Source organism: Natrinema altunense, assembly GCF_000731985.1.
In the GTDB taxonomy this organism is placed as follows: Archaea; Halobacteriota; Halobacteria; order Halobacteriales; family Natrialbaceae; genus Natrinema; species Natrinema altunense.
In genome coordinates this window covers 476,309-493,272 of the sequence record NZ_JNCS01000001.1, presented here as the reverse complement: position 1 = coordinate 493,272, position 16,964 = coordinate 476,309, and the positions used below count along the sequence as shown (strand labels likewise).

Annotated in this window: 16 protein-coding genes and 1 pseudogene; 9 read left to right on the top strand and 8 right to left on the bottom strand. The window is 63.8% G+C overall.

From position 1 onward, the window contains the following. The first annotated feature begins 133 nt into the window (after nucleotides 1-133). The 6 genes and pseudogenes from ALTAJ2_RS20230 (at nucleotide 134) to ALTAJ2_RS02515 (ending at nucleotide 6,617) form a co-directional block, all read left to right on the top strand. The gene (locus tag ALTAJ2_RS20230; RefSeq protein ID WP_275039517.1) at nucleotides 134-259 is read left to right on the top strand and encodes a hypothetical protein; all 126 of its coding nucleotides are present in this window, start codon (nucleotides 134-136) and stop codon (nucleotides 257-259) included. Beyond that, entirely contained in the window at nucleotides 252-2,720 is a 2,469-nt protein-coding gene (locus tag ALTAJ2_RS02535; RefSeq protein WP_007110845.1) for a cbb3-type cytochrome c oxidase subunit I, read from the top strand. The genes ALTAJ2_RS20230 and ALTAJ2_RS02535 overlap by 8 nt, the downstream gene beginning before the upstream one ends. Before the next feature lie 104 nt (nucleotides 2,721-2,824). Next, nucleotides 2,825-3,592: a Nif3-like dinuclear metal center hexameric protein gene (locus tag ALTAJ2_RS02530; protein WP_007110846.1), complete on the top strand. Its 768-nt coding sequence runs from the start codon at nucleotides 2,825-2,827 to the stop codon at nucleotides 3,590-3,592. A gap of 325 nt (nucleotides 3,593-3,917) precedes the next feature. Further along, a complete protein-coding gene (locus ALTAJ2_RS02525) occupies nucleotides 3,918-5,066 on the top strand; it encodes a hypothetical protein (protein ID WP_007110847.1) in 1,149 nt (382 codons plus the stop codon). A gap of 164 nt (nucleotides 5,067-5,230) precedes the next feature. Next, a pseudogene (locus ALTAJ2_RS20360) lies at nucleotides 5,231-5,669 on the top strand (deoxyhypusine synthase family protein); the annotation flags it as partial. Nucleotides 5,670-6,020: 351 nt separating this feature from the next. Further along, complete coding sequence (locus ALTAJ2_RS02515) at nucleotides 6,021-6,617, top strand: HAD family hydrolase (RefSeq protein ID WP_007110849.1); 597 nt, start codon at nucleotides 6,021-6,023, stop codon at nucleotides 6,615-6,617. 33 nt (nucleotides 6,618-6,650) lie between these two features. Here the strand turns inward: ALTAJ2_RS02515 and ALTAJ2_RS02510 are convergent, their stop codons facing one another. After that, complete coding sequence (locus ALTAJ2_RS02510) at nucleotides 6,651-7,037, bottom strand: pyridoxamine 5'-phosphate oxidase family protein (protein ID WP_081603405.1); 387 nt, start codon at nucleotides 7,035-7,037, stop codon at nucleotides 6,651-6,653. Between the two features lie 104 nt (nucleotides 7,038-7,141). Here ALTAJ2_RS02510 and pdxT point away from each other — a divergent pair, with 104 nt between their 5' ends. Next, nucleotides 7,142-7,759, top strand: a complete 618-nt coding sequence (gene pdxT, locus ALTAJ2_RS02505) for a pyridoxal 5'-phosphate synthase glutaminase subunit PdxT (protein ID WP_007110851.1) — start codon at nucleotides 7,142-7,144, stop codon at nucleotides 7,757-7,759. A gap of 21 nt (nucleotides 7,760-7,780) precedes the next feature. Here the strand turns inward: pdxT and ALTAJ2_RS19905 are convergent, their stop codons facing one another. From ALTAJ2_RS19905 to ALTAJ2_RS02485, 4 genes are all read right to left on the bottom strand, one after another. After that, entirely contained in the window at nucleotides 7,781-8,425 is a 645-nt protein-coding gene (locus ALTAJ2_RS19905; RefSeq protein ID WP_007110852.1) for a hypothetical protein, read from the bottom strand. A gap of 379 nt (nucleotides 8,426-8,804) precedes the next feature. Beyond that, nucleotides 8,805-9,296: a hypothetical protein gene (locus ALTAJ2_RS20405; protein ID WP_049900998.1), complete on the bottom strand. Its 492-nt coding sequence runs from the start codon at nucleotides 9,294-9,296 to the stop codon at nucleotides 8,805-8,807. A gap of 24 nt (nucleotides 9,297-9,320) precedes the next feature. Next, nucleotides 9,321-10,160, bottom strand: a complete 840-nt coding sequence (locus ALTAJ2_RS02490) for a hypothetical protein (protein ID WP_168713796.1) — start codon at nucleotides 10,158-10,160, stop codon at nucleotides 9,321-9,323. 4 nt (nucleotides 10,161-10,164) lie between these two features. After that, nucleotides 10,165-11,253: an eCIS core domain-containing protein gene (locus ALTAJ2_RS02485; RefSeq protein WP_449406467.1), complete on the bottom strand. Its 1,089-nt coding sequence runs from the start codon at nucleotides 11,251-11,253 to the stop codon at nucleotides 10,165-10,167. A 553-nt stretch (nucleotides 11,254-11,806) separates the two neighbouring features. Here ALTAJ2_RS02485 and ALTAJ2_RS02480 point away from each other — a divergent pair. Continuing rightward, nucleotides 11,807-12,247: a hypothetical protein gene (locus ALTAJ2_RS02480; RefSeq protein ID WP_007110417.1), complete on the top strand. Its 441-nt coding sequence runs from the start codon at nucleotides 11,807-11,809 to the stop codon at nucleotides 12,245-12,247. A 14-nt stretch (nucleotides 12,248-12,261) separates the two neighbouring features. Here ALTAJ2_RS02480 and ALTAJ2_RS02475 read toward each other — a convergent pair whose 3' ends face one another. The 3 genes from ALTAJ2_RS02475 to ALTAJ2_RS02465 form a co-directional block, all read right to left on the bottom strand. Beyond that, nucleotides 12,262-12,678, bottom strand: coding sequence for a desampylase (locus ALTAJ2_RS02475; protein WP_007110418.1), 417 nt, complete (start codon nucleotides 12,676-12,678; stop codon nucleotides 12,262-12,264). Next, entirely contained in the window at nucleotides 12,675-13,673 is a 999-nt protein-coding gene (locus ALTAJ2_RS02470) for an ABC transporter substrate-binding protein (protein ID WP_007110419.1), read from the bottom strand. The genes ALTAJ2_RS02475 and ALTAJ2_RS02470 overlap by 4 nt, the downstream gene beginning before the upstream one ends. A 178-nt stretch (nucleotides 13,674-13,851) precedes the next feature. Beyond that, nucleotides 13,852-15,717, bottom strand: coding sequence for a molybdopterin biosynthesis protein (locus ALTAJ2_RS02465; RefSeq protein WP_007110420.1), 1,866 nt, complete (start codon nucleotides 15,715-15,717; stop codon nucleotides 13,852-13,854). A gap of 105 nt (nucleotides 15,718-15,822) precedes the next feature. On the opposite strand from ALTAJ2_RS02465, the gene ALTAJ2_RS02460 reads away from it, so the two are divergent. Continuing rightward, the gene (locus tag ALTAJ2_RS02460; RefSeq protein WP_007110421.1) at nucleotides 15,823-16,950 is read left to right on the top strand and encodes an EstA family serine hydrolase; all 1,128 of its coding nucleotides are present in this window, start codon (nucleotides 15,823-15,825) and stop codon (nucleotides 16,948-16,950) included. Nucleotides 16,951-16,964 lie beyond the last annotated feature (14 nt).

Sequence of the window (16,964 nt, the reverse complement as noted above, 5' to 3'; positions counted from 1 at the left end):
GATGGATCCGCGGTAGAACGCACAGAAACGCCGAGATAGCCGGTACGGGACTGCGGACCGACGGTCGAACAAGTATCGCCTGCAAGCGCACCGGACATCTTGATACGGAGCATCGTCGGAGGATGGGGTGCTTATGAATCACGTCGCCGCTCCGACGAACCGTCTCGGCGGCCGACTCGCGATCGAGACGGGTGGCTCCGACCCGCAGCGGGAGCGACTCGGGATGTGGGGAGGGCGGGAGGTGCGCGTCGATGAGTGAGTTGCCGCCGCGGACGACGATCAAGCGGTGGCTGGTCACGACCAATCACAAGGACGTCGGAATCCTGTATCTGGGGACGGCGCTGTTCTTCCTCGTCGCCGGCGGCGTCCTCGCACTGCTGTTTCGCGCCCACCTGTGGGAGGCCGGCGGCACCGGACTGCTGGAGAACACCGAATACAATCAGGCAGTCTCGATTCATGGCCTGTTGATGGTGTTCTGGTTCATTTCGCCGTTCGGGTTCGGCTTCGCGAACTACCTCGTCCCCCTCCAGATCGGCGCGAAGGATCTCGCCTTCCCGCGGTTGAATGCCTTGAGCTACTGGTTCTTCCTGTTCTCCGGGATTCTCGTGTTGCTCTCGTTCTTTCAGGGGACGACGTGGGCGAACGGCTGGTACATGTATGCGCCGCTGAACGTCCCGATCTACAATCCCGGCTACACGCTGACGATGGGTGGGAACGCGACCATCCTCGCATTGACCCTGTTCGTCATGTCGGTCACCCTCGGCTCGGTAAACTTCTTGACGACGATCCACCGCTGTCGCGCCGAGGGGATGGGGCTGTGGAACATGCCGCTATTCACGTGGGCGACGCTGCTGACCGTGTGGATGATGCTCTTCGCGTTCGCGGCGCTGCTGGCCGCGTTGATCCTCATGCTCACCGACCGCCTCCTGCTCACGCAGTACTTCTCCTCGACGGGCCAAGGCTCGAGTCTGCTCTGGGGACATATCTTCTGGTTCTTCGGCCATCCGGAGGTGTACATCGTCTTCTTCCCAGCGCTGGGAATTATATTCGAGACGTTCCAGACCTTCTGTGGCCGGCGACTCGTCGGCCGGAAGTGGGTCATCATCGCGATGGTCCTCGTCGCGGTCCAGTCGTTCCTCGTCTGGATGCACCACATGTTCCTGACGACGATCAACCTCCCGATCAAGACGCTCTTTATGGCGACGACGATCGGGATCTCGCTACCGTTCGATCTGATGGTCTTTGCGTTGATCTACACGATGGTCAAGGGCCGCGTACGGTTTACCACGCCGTTCCTGTTCAACCTCGGCGCGCTCCTCCTGTTCATTCTCGGTGGGATCACCGGCGTCTTCCTCGGTGCCGTCGTCCTCGACTACGAGTTCCGTGGCACCTACTGGGTCGTCGCGCACTTCCACTACGTGATGGTGGCAGGCGTCACCGCACTGTTCGGCGGTCTCTACTACTGGTGGCCGAAGATCACCGGGAAAATGTACTCCGAGCGACTCGGAAAGCTCAGCTTCGCCGTCTACTTCGTCGGCTTCAACCTGCTGTACTTCCCGATGTTCCTCGCTTGGGAGACGCCACGCCGCGTCTTCCACTACGGTGAGAGCGCACAGATCTACCACCAGCTGGCGACCGTCGGGGCCTTCGTCCTCGGAACGTCGGTCCTGCTCGTGTTCATCACGCTCGCGAAGAGCGCCATCTCGGGCCCGGACGCGCCGGACAATCCATGGCAGTTCTCGCGGACTGCCGAGTGGGCGACGACCTCGCCCCCGCCACTCGAGAACTGGCCGGACCGACCGAGCTACGCCAGTGGCACACTCGAGTTCGTCGACGACGCGACCGCCGCCGACGGTGGGACGGCCGCACAGGAGCGGGTCGGCGACATCGAATCGCTCGAGGGAGACCACGAGGATCACGCGAGTATCTGGCCGTTCGGTATCGGGATCGGCATGTTCGTCACGTTCCTTGGGCTGTCGGGAATAACGCCCTACGTTGCCGAGTTCGCCACCGCACGAGGGGCGGACGTTCAGGGAAGCGTCGGCTCGCCGACCATCTTCTATCCAGTGCTCTCGGTCGTCGGCGTTCTCATCTTGGGAGCCACGCTCTTCGAGTACGGCCGCGAGCGATTCAATGCGCCGGAGATGGCCATCGCCGAGCGCTGGCCCTTCGAGGGTGTCGGGACGACGAAGACCGGCGTCTGGTTCTTCCTCGCGTCGGACGTCGTCGTCTTCGGTGCTGTCATCGGGGCATACGTATTCATGCGACTCCACACCGGCTGGGGCGAGATCGAGCCCGTGCCACCGTCGGAGGTCGTCGGCCTGGTCAACACGTACGTCCTGCTCACCTCGAGTTTCACGGTCGTCCTCGCGCTGATGATGGCCGAACGGGAGAACAAGCGCGGCCTCCTTGGAGCGATGGGTGCCACAGTGTTGCTCGGCCTCACGTTCCTCGCAGTCAAGGGCTATGAGTGGGGACAGGAGTTCGCCCACGACATCTACTGGTTTACCGAGTTGCAGTATTCGATGTACTTCGTGACGACCGGTCTGCACGCCCTCCACGTCATCCTCGGACTGCTCATTGCCGGGTTCATGATCTACCGAATCGTCTCCGTCGACGCCTATCTCACGGACGACCGGCCGGTGGAGTACTTCGGGCTCTACTGGCACTTCGTCGATATCGTCTGGGTGATCCTGTTCCCGCTGTTTTACCTGATGTAGCGCGGTCGCCCGGACTTGGGTGATCGGTTCGGTCGACGCCGATCGAATAACTGCTCGACTCCGGAACCAGCCGATACAAGGAGACCGCAGCCAAACAGTCCGCTATGGAACTCTCGAGCGTCGTCGCCCGACTCGACGAGGAGCTCCGGACCGCCGACTACGCCGATCTCGACGCCAGCGCGAACGGGCTGCAGGTCGGTCCCGAGGACCGCGACCTCGAGCGCGTCGCGTTCGCCGTCGACGGCGTCCGCGAGACGATCGATCGCGCGGTCGAAGCCGACGCGGGCCTGCTGGTCGTCCACCACGGGCTCTCGTGGGGTGGCTTCGATCGCGTGACCGGCCGGACCTACGATCGGATCGCCCCGCTGATCGAGAACGACCTCGCGCTGTACGTCTCGCATCTCCCTCTGGACGGCCATCAGCAACTGGGCAACGCCGCCGGCGTCGCCGACCTGCTCGGACTCGAGGACCGCGCCCCCTTCGGGGAACTCGGCCCCGAATACGTCGGCCAGCGGGGAACGGCGGCCGACCCCTACGCGCCCGACGGCCTGCGCGACCGGCTCGCAACGAACCTCGAGACCGGCGGCCAGCCGGTCCGACACCTCGACTTTGGTCCCGACGAAATCGAGGACGTGGCGGTCGTCACCGGCAGCGGGGTCGACTGGCTCGACGAGGCCGTCGACGCCGGTGCGGACGCGCTGGTGACGGGAGAGGGCAAAGGGAACGCCTACCACGAGGCCCGGGAGGCCGGACTGCACGTCTTCCTCGCGGGTCACTACGCGACGGAGACCTTCGGCGTGCGCTCGCTGCAGGATCGCGTCGCGGAATGGGGCCTCGAGACGGCGTTCCTCGACGTACCGACCGGGCTGTGAGTCACGAGCCTCGTCAGTTCCGGAGTCCCATCGAACAGCCGACCTCGTCGTCCCGAACGGGTACCCGCGGCTTACAGTTACGCTGTCTATCGACAGCAGGCCCCTCGTGTAGCGGGCCAGGGTGACGATCCGCCATCGATCGTGGCGGTACAGTCGTCCGTAGCGTCGCCGCTTTGGCCGCCGTCGAAGCAGGACGGGTGTACAGTTCGGTTACAGCGATCGAAGTCGCTGCTAGGCCACTCGAGAGGTTTTCAGCTGGTTGATAACAATAGCGCCCGCCGGAGACGACGCGAGTGGCCCCGAACCTCGTTCGGGACCGATACGCATGACACGAATACCACAGTCACGACGCGACTATCTGCTAGCGCTCGGCGCTACCGGCGCGGTCGCTGGCAGCGGTGCGATCGTCCTGTCGAGTGCGAGTTCGGACGACGATGACGACGAGACGGACACCGACGAACCACTGACTGGGACTGACGACCACGACGATAACGCCGATCAGAAGAAGAAGAAGACGGACGACCATGCCGATCACGAGGAGACGGACGAAGACGGCGCGGACACGATGGACGAACTCGAACTCGAGGCGGTCGGGTACAGAACCGCCGAGACGGAGACCGGAACGACGCTGGACGCCGCGTTCCGCGTCCACAACCACGGGAAACGGGACGTAACGGTCGAGTGGTCGGTAACCGACGGCGAGCGATCCGGGTCGGTATCCGTCGCCGCGAAAGACGCTACGCCGTTCTGGGTTAGGGGTCTCGAGGACGCGAAAGCGGCGGTCACGCTCTCCCACGACGGGACGGAGATCGCGACGACGAAGGTCGATTCGAAGACGGAACTCGATCGGAAAAAGAAGCGGAAGGGCGAACGGATCGAGTTCATCGACTGCCAGACGGTCCGCGTCGTCGGCGACTTCGAGGAAGTCGTGATCGAGGCGTCGTTCGACGGCGACGACTTCGGAAACGTGCGGGGTCCGGTCGGCCCGGTCGACGGCGAGCGGACGATCCACGTCTCGGAACTCGAGTCGACACCCGAGAACTCGAGACTCGACGCGGCGGAGGCGTTCCGCGATGCGTCGAACACCTTCCCCGGAGGCGGCGCGATCAGGGTCGCGAATCCGAATCTGGTCGAATGCGGGGAGAAACTGTTCGACGAACCCGACGACGAGGAGTTCATCGAGTTCATCGACTGTCAGACGGTTCGTATCGTCGGCGACTTCGCCGAGGTTCGGTTCGAGGTGGTGTTCAACGGCGAGGGGATCGGCAACGTGATGCCGTTTATCGGGCCGGTCGAGGGCGAACGGACGGTATCCGTCGACGAACTCGAGGACGCGCCCACTGACTCGATCATCCTCGAGGCGGAAGCCTACCGCGAGGGAACACCTACCATTGCTGGATTCGGGGAGTTACGGGCGACGAACCCCGATTCCAGGCAGTGTCAGGAAGAGTTTTTCGGCGAGGTCATCGCCTGAGAGACCCGTTGCAGGGCCCACGCGACTGCCGGATCGGGCTCCTGTGACGGCGCGTGTGGGCTCGGGCCAGTCGAGACGCAGACCGGGTACCGAACGACGTCTCGTCGGCCCACGGCAGCGGACCGAACTGCGGCGTTGAAACCGTTCGCCGGCCCATTGAGGACATGAGCGACGAGCACGACCACGGACACGACGCCGCGGGAGACCTTTTCGCACGATCCCGTCGGCCACGCGGAAGGCAGGACCGGGATGACGGTCGGTGAACTCGCTGACGAGTACGGGGCGGCCGGCGTCGGCGCGGCCGACCTCCACGAGGCCGTCGACGTGACCGAGTCGAGGTTCGACGACGACGTGACCCTCTTCTTCGGCCTCGCGGGCGCGATGGTTCCGACGGGGATGCGCGCGATCGTCGCCGACCTGATCCGGGACGGTTACATCGACGTCCTCGTGACGACAGGGGCGAACCTCACCCACGACGCCATCGAGGTTATCGGCGGCAAACACCACCACGGCGCGGTCCACGCCGAAGGCAAGACCGAACGAGAACACGACGAGACGCTGCGCGACGAGGGCGTCGACCGCATCTACAACGTCTATCTCCCCGTTCAGCAGACGTGTTTTTACATTTCAGGGATGGATGCTCGAGAAGCGGCAAGGTTGGTCAGCGCAACGATAGCCGTCGGTCTCTTTTTTGCCGGTCCAGGAGTCACAGTGTATTTCCTCGTCGTCCGGTCTCTCACGGATCACAGCGTGTTAGAAGTCGTTTTCAATATTTTCTTGTTCGAAAATATTGGCTCCAAGTACCGACTTGGTCAATTGGCCGGCGGCGTGGTTTTCGCGATCCAGATCATGGTACTGAACCGATGGGCTAATTCGTAATCGTTTCCCTCGACACCTTGTGCCCTCGTTATCTCAATAAGCCTACTTTTCATCCGTCAGTGGAAACGCCCATCCATGACGGCGATCGTCTTCGATCTGGACGGAACGATACTCACCACCGACAGAGAGTACCGTGACATACTGGCGAACGCGATCGCGGACGTTCGCGGAGACGCCCCCGCGGAGTGGCTCGAGACGTACGACGAGGCGTTCTCCGAACACTTTTCCGACTTCGATTCCGCCCCGGTGCAGCAAGCGTTCGGTCGGATCGATGGCTGTTGCGACCCAGAATCGTACGCGAATGCACTCCACGAGGCGGAAATCGCGTCGCTGTCCCCGCCCCGAAACGCCCACACCGATCTCGAGCGGTTGGCCGACGAGTTCGAACTCGGGGTGCTCACGAACGGCGTCCGCGAGTGGCAACTGGCGAAGCTTCGAGCATACGATCTCGAGGGGTATTTCGACGCGATCGTCGCCTCCTACGAGGTGGGGGCACACAAGCCGGACGCGGCACCGTACCGGGTGCTCGAGGAGCGACTGCCGGCGGATCGGTACGGACTGATCGGAGATAGCGAGAGCGACGTCGACGGGGCGAAGCACGTCGGCTGGTCCGCGGACCGGTACGAGGGCGGCGGGTTCGGTGCGCTTCCCGAGGGTCTCTTTCGGGATTGATCCCCGCCAGGCGCTCCCCGTTTCGGGACGGCGTCAGTATGTCCGGTAGGTTGCCGAGCCGATATCGATCCGGACCAGCGTGTTGTCGGCGTGGGCGTCGGGGTCCGCGCCGTATTTCTCGTTGATCCGGCGACGGGCCGCCGCAGTCTCGTCCGCATCGTCGACGACCTCGGCCGTCCCGAGCAGCGTCACCATCCACTGGGTCTGACCCGCCTCGTCTCGCTGTACCGAGAGGGCGACCTGCGGATTCCGCCTGATGTTCGCCAGCTTCCGGCCCGTCGTCACGACCTCCACGGTTTCGTCAGCGTACCGGTACCAGACCGGCGCGACGTGGGGACGCCCCTCTACGCTGGTCGCCAGATGAACCATTAGCGGCTCGCCCTCGAGCAGCCGTTCCGCCGTCGGTGGCACCGTCGTCACGGTCGTGTCGCCGACCGGAAGGAGCAAAAGGGCCTGCCATGGCGGTGCCGGCGTGCGAGTCCCGTGCCGCGACCTTTTTTATCGCACCGTCCATACCCGCGGCCATGTCACTGACTGCGGGCGTCGTCGCGGTGCAGGGCGATGTCGAGGAACACGCGGCCGCTATCGAACGCGCCGCCGCGGCCCGCGACCACGAGGTCACGGTCCGCGAAATCCGCGACTCGGGGATCGTTCCCGACTGCGACCTGCTCGCGATGCCCGGCGGCGAATCGACGACCATCTCGCGACTGCTCCACAGCGAGGGGATCGCCCCCGAAATTCGAGACCACGTCGCCGCCGGCAAACCCCTGCTCGCGACCTGTGCCGGCCTGATCGTTGCCTCGAGCGACGCCGGCGACGACCGAGTCGACGAACTCGACTTGGTCGACGTGAGCGTCGAACGCAACGCCTTCGGCCGCCAGAAAGACAGCTTCGAAGCGCCACTCGAGGTTGCGGGACTCGACAAGCCCTACCCGGCGGTGTTCATTCGAGCACCCGTGATTGATGTGGTCGGCGACGCCGACGTGCTCGCGTCGTGGGACGACCGTCCCGTCGCGGTTCGGGACGGTCCCGTCGTCGGGACCTCCTTCCATCCCGAACTGACAGCCGACAGTCGGATTCACGGCTTGGCCTTCTTCGACAACGAGGCCGCGGCGGTGCCGTGGCTCGAGGGACGAAATTGAAGATCGTGGCGGCCACCGCCGTCAAGGCTCGGTTTCGGCCGCCGGAGGGACGGACAGCTCGTAAGCGTCGTCGGGCGTGTACTCCTCGTACCACGTCGAGATCTCGGCGGTCGGATCGTGGTACCGGTCGTAGAACTCGTAGTGCTCGTACCCGGTCCCAGCGCCGTGGTGACCCGCGCTGAGCAGGCGAAACGGTTCGGGTGGTGCGATGCCCATACCGAGATAGCAGTCCCGGACCTGACAAAGGAGGTGCCGCGCGATCTGGCACTTGAGTTCGACTATCGAGTCGGGATCGAACTCGAAGATTTCGATGCGGGCATGTGGATCACGTTCGATATCGGGCTGCTCCCCCCATTGAGTGTGATACTGGCCCGCTGCGTCGTCCCAATGGACGTGTAAGTCGGAGACGGCCTCGAGCAGACATCCGTCGGAAAGGCTCGGAACGTCCGCCGGGTCCTTCCCGGTGATCTCGGCCAGCGTCGCCGAGAACGCGGCATCGTCCGGGCGTGCCGCTGTCGGGTCGATCGCACGCCCGAGTGCTGCCATCACGTCGTCGTTCCCGAGCAAGTCGCCCACGAGCGATCCCAATGTCTGCTCCTCGAGCCCGACGTAGACATCCTTCTGATAGACCGCATCGGCGGGCTGAATTTCGTTGGGGACGCTCACAGTCGGCTCGGCGTCACCGTGAATGTGGTCGAACTGCTGGGCGAAGTCGCCGAGGTATTCCGCCGCAGTCCGCCCTCAGCGGTGCGATCGCCATCGCAGCGGCCGTAATCCGGTTCGGATTGTGCCGCCACTCGAGTGTCTCGTACCCCCGCTCGCGGTACACCCAGTACTTCGCGAAGCGCCGGGCCCGATTGACGTGCTCGTTGCCCGCGATTGTTCGTTCGGCGGGATCGTCCGGATAGCCACCTTGTTCGTGAGCGTATATTTCACCGTTGCTTTTATGCATCTCAATTTGATGCACGACATCATTGTTATCCGTAACTTTGGTCCCAATGTCTTTTTTGTCCTCTCCGATAATTTCTGATTTCATACTATCTACTTAGAATTTCGTATCGCCAGATCCAGTTACATCTCTCGCGGCTTTTACCGCCACCTGCCGGAATTTCTCCGTCCATTCGGATGGCGGGGCAAAGTCGCCGAGGTCGCTAATCCATTCGCTGGGGAACCGTGCCTCCTGAAGTTTGTCCTGAAATGACGGTTCTTCGGTTTCTTTCTTCGCATCGTAGGCGGCGATGATTTCGTTTGGGATGAACCGCTTCAAAAAGGTTTTCCCAGCGGCTTTGGACATTTTTCCGGCGACCTCGAGATCATCCTCGAGGGCGGCGACATCCGTCACTGTCCCCTCGTGACTGGCACCCGGTATCGGACCGTGGATCGGACGCCGCTGTACGTGTACGTCCGTCTGTCCCAATCGCTGAACCCCCAACTCACCGCCCTGCATCACCCGCTGGGCGGTCTCTTCGGCCTCCCGCTCTAACTGCGGATCAGGGTCGATTTCGAGGCCGGAGTTGCTCTGTAACAGTACCACCATCTGTGTGAAAGTGGCTAGTTCGAGTTAAAAGAGACCCAAAATTTGGCCGAAGACACCAGCGTTGAACGTATCTTCGGCGCGATAGCCCTGGACCGTGGCGTTGTAGTTGTGGTAATCTGGGACGAAGTCGCGGTTCATACACCGAACCATCATGTGGTCGGTTCCCGGACCGAGAACGCGATATTCTTCGGGCGGTTCCTCACCGCGAGCGAGGTAACTATCCCGAATCTGGCATCGAAGGTGATAGATCAGAAACTCCCGGAACTGATCCCTGTTAATGTCGATGACAACGTGCTCGAGACGCGTATCGGGTTTGCGGTCCGGATAGGGGTCGTCGCTACGAATGATACGATCATCGTTAATGTCGGCGTAGTACATTACGTGGACGCCGGAGGTAGCGTCGACAGTGCTCCCATCCTCGGTAAGGTAAACGTCGAGTTTGTGCTCACGATACTCGTTCATCGCTGCACCGACGGGAACGGGATCCGGATTTGGTTGTGTGATACTGTCGTCGTATGCGCCCACCAGTTGCCGATAGTAATGTTCGAAGTGGTGCTTCAGGTCGTCGTCGGAGAGATTCTCGACTACGTCTTTGACTCGCTCAATCCGCTCGCTTCGCAGGTACCACGGAACTGTATCGTACTCGGTATTCTGAGCGACGTACCACTTGGCGTAATCTCGCGCCTGATCAACCATCTCGTCCCCCTTGAGCGTTCGCTCGTCTGGGTCATCTGCGTACCCGTCTTGTTCGTGGTACTTGATCTCACCGTCGAATTCTATCTCAACCCAATGTTCTATTTTATTGTCATCATATACGTAGAGGCCTACCCGTTCGTCGTTTTGTCCAGTGATATTGGCTCTCATCTATTTATCTCCTGAGTTCATTGGCCTGCGAGCTACCCGATCCAGTACCCTGTGATTCACTAACAGTTGATTCGGATTTGAGCCCGAGAAGCTCGAGCACTTTTTCGCGATTGTTGTAGATCGCTTGGAGTGCAGCACCGGACAGCGATCCGAGGAATTCGCCGAAGGGAAGTCCAGACTTTTTACCGGCTTCGGTCATCCCGATCTTGAGCGCTTCGCTGGTCCCGGCATCAGCTACCTTTTCGAAGATGGTCGCCTCGTGTTTCGTGGACAAGGAGTTGACTTTGGCCTGGAGTTGTTTCTGATTCTCTGCGAGCGCAGAGAGACGCTCCTCGATACTGGACGTGTCACTGAGGTCTGTCAGTGATAATTTAGATTCGTCGCCATCACTGTATAACGTGTCCTTCACCGACGACAACCATCCCTGTCCTTTCTCTGATCGCTGCACGTGGACTTCCGTCTGCCCCAAGCACTGAATCCCAAGTTCACCCCCTTCCATCACCCGCTGGGCAGTCTCCTCGGCTTTCCGCTCTAACTGCGGATCAGGGTCGATCTCGAGGCCGAGATTCTCTTGGGGAAGCATCGACACCGCACCGCCGGTCTGCTGGCGGACGTGTGCGAGTTCGTGAGCCAGTACGTGCTGGCCTTCAGGACTCGAGGGGTCGTACTCGCCGGCATTGAACGCGACGTGATTCCCGACCGTGAACGCCCGCGCGTTGATCTGGTCACACGCCTGAGCGGCTTTCGGGCCGGTATGAATCCGTACGTCACCGAGTGAATCGCCCATGCGGTCCTCGACCGCTCGCTGAATGGACGTATCCAGAGAACGCCCAGACGAGGAGATCACGTCACGGACGGCATCGGGAACCTGCGTCTCACCGGCTGGACCCGTATCTTGGGCAGCCGTAGTACTGCGCTGCAGTGATGTCGGCCCGCTGTGACCGGCAACCCAGCGCTCGTCGGAATTCGGACTGCTGTTTTTCGACTGGGCGGACGGGCCGGCCTGGTCGGTCACTCGCTGGAGCAGGTCCGCCGACGACCCCAGTGAGCCGATCGCCTTCGGAGTACTGGTCGCGTCCGTTGACTCGGACACTGCCTCCACCTGTTGAACGAGTTTGGGAGACGAGCCAAGTGCTCCCATCGATCTCGGAAACCGGACCGGTTCCGAAGCTGTTGTCTCATCGCCGCTCAGTCGCTGAACTGATGCATCCGCGGGACCCAGCGATTTCGTTTCTACATCCTGACGTACGTGTGAGGACGAGTTCGACTCAGCATCGTCGTCGGATCGTCCCACCCGTGAGGAGTACGACCGTCCATCGCTATATTATATCCGTCATTTCAGACCCGTTGTAATAGTATTTGCTATTTAAAAGGAGAACGGATTTTATATCATGACGGTGAATTTGCTGTGGTACCTCGAGACGGAAATGGTATGAGAGCTGATTGAGAGGACGTTTTTATTTTAGCTAACTAATAGTCGAGCACTAGCCGCATGAAGATGGTTACCGAACCCCAGTAGCTCGCGCGGAGCCCCCTCGCGCTCCACAGACTCGAACACGAGCCAGTCACGGAAGCGTACGTTTACGGTGCCGAAGCGGGTACGACCCGTATATGACCGCAGCTACCGACGAGACGGGGGGCACACGATGACGGGGACCGATTCGAACGAATCACCGGCCGCCCTCCGCGATGACGCCGCCAGATACGACGAGATCGCCGACAGTCTCGAGGACCTGCTCGCGGAACTGCGCGACGAGGAGATCAAGGACTCGCGGCTCGAGGGACTGTTCGACGAGGTCAGTTCGAGCGATCCGAACATCTGGAACATCGTGAGCGCGTTCATCGACGTCGAAGACGGTGAGGCGGTGATCACGGACGAGTCGAAATTGGCACGGGGAAGCTGGGCCCCGGAGATCATCGAGGGCTGTGATACGCTGATCACGCTCGACATCGAGTACGGGATGATGCCCGACGAGTTCAAATACACCGCTGGCAAGAAACTGACTCAGCGGATCGAGGAGTTCCGAGAGCAGGCGGCCGACGCGCGAGAACGGGCGGACGAACTCGAGCGCCGCACGGACGAGTGAGCAGCCGTCACGCGTCAGTCGCCGCCCACTCGCTCTCGCTCGAACTGTCCGTCGCTCTCCGTCCGCCAGCGCCACGACCCGATCACGAGGGGCTCGAGCGAGACGATCACGTAGGACCGATCGGGCCAGGTCGCCTGCGCTTCGTCGGTCGCACTCGGTCGCGGCGGGCCGCGGGGATGGGAGTGATAGAAGCCGACGATCTCCTCGCCGCGATTCTCGAGCCGCTCGAAGATCGCCAGCTGTTCCTCTGGATCGATTTCGTACCGCGTCCGCGGTGTTTCGGCGACGTTTTCCGTCGGATACTGCGAGTGGACGCGGCTCTTTCCGTCAGGTTCGTACTCACCACCAAGAACCCCACAGATTTCGTCGGGGTCGCCCTCGCGGGCACGCTCGAGGATCGTCTCACGGGTGTCGGCCGGAAGGACGATCACGGGCTCGAGTCGACCTCGGCTCGAGACTCGGCATCGGATCGAGAACCGTTTTCGAGGGGGTCGTGCTCCGACCCGAGTGCCTCGAGGTCTTCGAACGGCACTGCGACGTCGGCAGGCGGGCCGTCGAACAGCCCCGGCTGGAGGAGCGGCGCGAGCGCCTCGAGTGTGTCGACCAGCCGTGGGCCGGGTCGATTGAGGTACTGGTCGCCGTCCATCGCCCAGACGCGGCCCTCCTGGACCGCGGTGAGGTCGTTCCACCCATCTCGTTCGGTGAGGTCCGCTCTGTTTTCCCTGATCTGCTCGAGGTCGAACCCACAGGGCGCGACGATCACGACTTCGGGGTCGTCGGCCCGGATCTCGTCCCACTCGCGGGGGCATGACCGCTCGCCGACGTCGGCTAGCCCGTACTCGCCGCTGGCCCAGTCGACCAGTTCCGCCGTCCAGTGGCCCGCGATCATCACGGGCTCGGTCCAGTCGAAGACCGCCACGCGCGGGCGGTCCTCGGCGGCGATATCGGCGGTTCGGCTCCGGACCGCTTCGATCCGCGACTCGAGGTCCCGTCGAACCTCCCGAGCGCGGTCCTCGCGACCGATCGCGCGGCCGATCCGTTCGAGGTCACCGAGCACGTCGCCAACGCTGTGGGGGTCGGTCGTGACGATCTCGGGGGCCGCCGCTATTCGGTCGACGGCGTCCTCGATGACGGCCACGTCGACCGCACAGACATCGCACATCCCCTGTGTGACGATCACATCCGGCTCGAGAGCGGCGAGGGTCTCGACGTCGATATCGTAGACGCCGGCCTCGGTGTCGGCGGTCTCGAGGACCTGTCGATCGATCTCGCCGCTCGAGCCCGAGGTGTCGATCCGCGAGCTGGTGACTGCGGGTGCTGACGCGGCGCTCGGCGGATAATCGCACTCGTGGGAGACACCGACCGGCTCGCAGCCGAGTGCGGCGACGGTCTCGGTCGCCGAGGGGAGCGTCGTGACGATTCGCATAGCTGCTCGTAGGGCGTGCGCGACCAAAAACGGCGGGCTCGAGGAACGACGGTCGGACCGGTAGGATGCGTGCGATGGGGCAAGAGGAACTGCGCGTCCTGCTATCGTGGCGACACGGAGTGGCCACCCCCTTGCGTCCCAAGACGGAGAGACGGAATTTGCGAAGAGTGATTTGCCGCTATCGCTGCGCCGACGAGACGTCCGCGAGCGCCGCCTCGAGTTCCCGAACCCCCTCCTTCTCCGTCCGATCGGGGTTCGCGAGGGCGCACACAGGCTGCTCGCCGAGGGAGACGAAGCCCAGATCGAGGCGGTCGGCGGTCTCCCGCAGGCCGAGCCCGGCGTCGGCGTCGCCCGCGATGACCTTGCGAACGGGGCTCTCGTGAGCGCGCAGGCCGAGATCGAAGCCGTCGATCGCGTCGACGATTTCGTGGCGGTCCGTGCCTCGTTTCTCGGCAACGTCGGCGACCGCAGCGCCGAGACTCGAGCGCAGCCCGGAGTCGGTCGTCCGATTGACGAACCGGAGGTCGCGATCGACCAGATCGTCGAGGCCCTCGATCTCGTCGGGGTTGCCGGTCCAGACGACCAGGCCCCATTCCCGGTCCCAGCGGCCGATTTCGTCCGCTTCGACGTTTCTATCGAGCGGACCCGCGACCACCGCCACGTCGGGGACGCCCTCGCGGAGCCGTCGCAGGCCGGGTCGGCTGCCGACCGAGAGGTAGCGCGGGCTCTCGAGGCCGTCGAGGACCCGCGAGAACGTCGGGTCGTCCTCGCCGACCCCGAACAGCGTCGGCGGCCGGACGTCGGGCGAGAACAGCGTGACCGTGACGGACTCGCCCGCCTCGAGGTAGTCGGTCTCGGGACCGACTTCGACGACGCCGTCCGCGTCGGCGAGGCTGGTCGTTGCACCGCTGCCCTTGTCGACGGGGTAGACGAGCGTCTCGCCGTCGCCGTCCTCGACCAGCCCGACGGGCATGAGCCGATGGCGACCTTCCTCGTACCGTTCCTGCCGTGCCAACCGGCCGGTGACGGTCGCGGACGCCGGCTCCGGTCTCCCGGCAGCCTCGCGGATCGCCGGCGCGACGAAGGTTCGGAAGACCATCATCGCGGAGACGGGGTAGCCCGGCAGCCCGACGTAGGCGGAGTCGTCCAGCCGCCCGATCAGCATCGGTTTTCCCGGTTTGATACTCACGCCGTGGAGCAGCAACTCGCCCTGCTCCTCGATGACCCGGTAGATCACGTCGACCGCGCTCGCGCTGGTCGATCCCGAGGAGAGGACGAGGTCGCACTCGTCGGCCGCGGTCCGCAGAACCCCCTCCATCTCGTCCTGATCGTCGCCGGCGTGGGGGTAGAGCACCGCCTCGCCGCCCGCATCCTCGACCCCGGCGGCGATGGTGTAGCTGTTGACGTCGTAGATTTCGCCGCGCTCGCTCTCGAGGTCGTCTCCCGGCCGCACGAGTTCGTCGCCGGTCGAGACGATGCCGACCCGCGGCTTGGCTCGGACCGGCACCTCGTCGATCCCCAGCGCCGACAGCAGGCCGATATCGCGGGGCGTGATCGTGGTCCCGGGGCCGAGCGCGCGTTCGCCAGCGGCCACGTCCGCGCCCGCGAACATGACGTTGTCACCGGGAGCGACCGCTGTGCGGACGAGAACCTCGTCACCACCACCGTCCGTATCGGTGCGCTCCACCGGCACCATCGCGTCGGCACCGTCGGGCATCACCGCGCCGGTCGAAATCTCGGCTGCCTGCCCCGCCTCGAGCGTCACGTTCGGTTTCGCACCGGCGTGGACCTCGCCGACGACCGCGAGGCGAGCGGGGTCGGCCTCGTCCGCGCCGAACGTGTCCCGGGCCCGGAGCGCGTACCCATCCAGACTCGCCCGGTCGAAGCCCGGTACGTCGAGTTCGGCGTCGAGTCGCGCCACGAGCACTCGACCCCGCGCGTTCTCGAGCGGGACGCGTTCGATGCCCCCCTCGAGCGACAGCGAGTCGATCGCCGCCCGTGCCTCGTCGGGGGTCGCGAGATCGCGAAACTCCTTGCGGTTCATAGCGCTCCTTCGGCCGCCGAGGCTAAAAACGTCGGTCGCCGCGGCGTGGCTGTGATATGTTCTCGTACGGCAACGATTAAGCGCCAGCCCGAAGTGTACCGACCCATGTCACGGCTTTCCGACACGGACCGCGAACGTATCGCCGATCTCTTCGACCGTCATCTCGAGGTCGGGCTCCACCACGGGGCGCAACTCGCCGTCTACGTCGACGGCGAGCCGGTGATCGACCTGGCAGGCGGCGTCGAAGCTCCCGGCGGTCCAGCGGAGACCCGCGAGACGCGACATATCCTCTTCTCGAGTACGAAACCCTACGCCGCGGTCACGCTGCACTCGCTCGTCGAGGAGGGGCACCTCGAGTACGACGACCAAGTGGTCGACCACTGGCCCACGTTCGCCGACGAGGGGACGGAAAAGGCGGCGATCACTGTCCGGCAGGTGCTCAGCCACACCTCGGGGCTCAATCAGGGCGAGCTCGACGATCGACCGGATCTCTGGGGCGACTGGGACGCCGTCGTCGAGCACCTCGAGAAAATGGAGCCGAACTTCACGCCGGGCGAGACGCCGGCCTATCACGCGCTGACGTTCGGCTGGCTGGTCGGCGAACTCGTCCGCCGCGTCTCCGGGACGCCGATCGAGGCGGCCGTCGAAGCGCGCGTCTTCGACCCGCTCGGCCTGGACGATACCGGGATTGGGCTCCGAGACGACGAGGACGACGACGTAGCGACGTTGGTCGGCTTCGACGAATTCGACCGCTGTCGCGACCCCGGCGAAGGGCTGGGCGATCACACCGAGGTCGCAGCACCGTTCAACGCCGAGGAGATCCACCGCGCCGTGATCCCCGCCGCCAACGGCATCGGGACCGCCGGCGACATGGCTCGGTTTTACGCCTGTCTCGCCAACGGCGGCGAACTCGAGGGGACGCAACTCCTCGAGCCCGAGACCGTCGACCGGATGACGCGACTCGAGGCCGAGACGGACGCCGACGGCACGCTCGGCCGCGAAGGGCGGTTCGCGCTCGGGTTCTGGAAGGGCGGCACGACGGTCGCGCCCTACGGCTCGCTCTCGCCCGCGCACGTGTTCGGCCACGCTGGCCTGGGCAGCAGCGTCGGCTGGGCCGATCCCGCGGAGAACATCGGGTTTGCCTACGTGACGAACGGGGTACGGGACGGCTCCTACGAACACGTCGCCCGCGTGAACGCGCTGGCGGACGCGGTTCGGCAAGCGCTCCGGTGAGTTCGTCCTGCCGT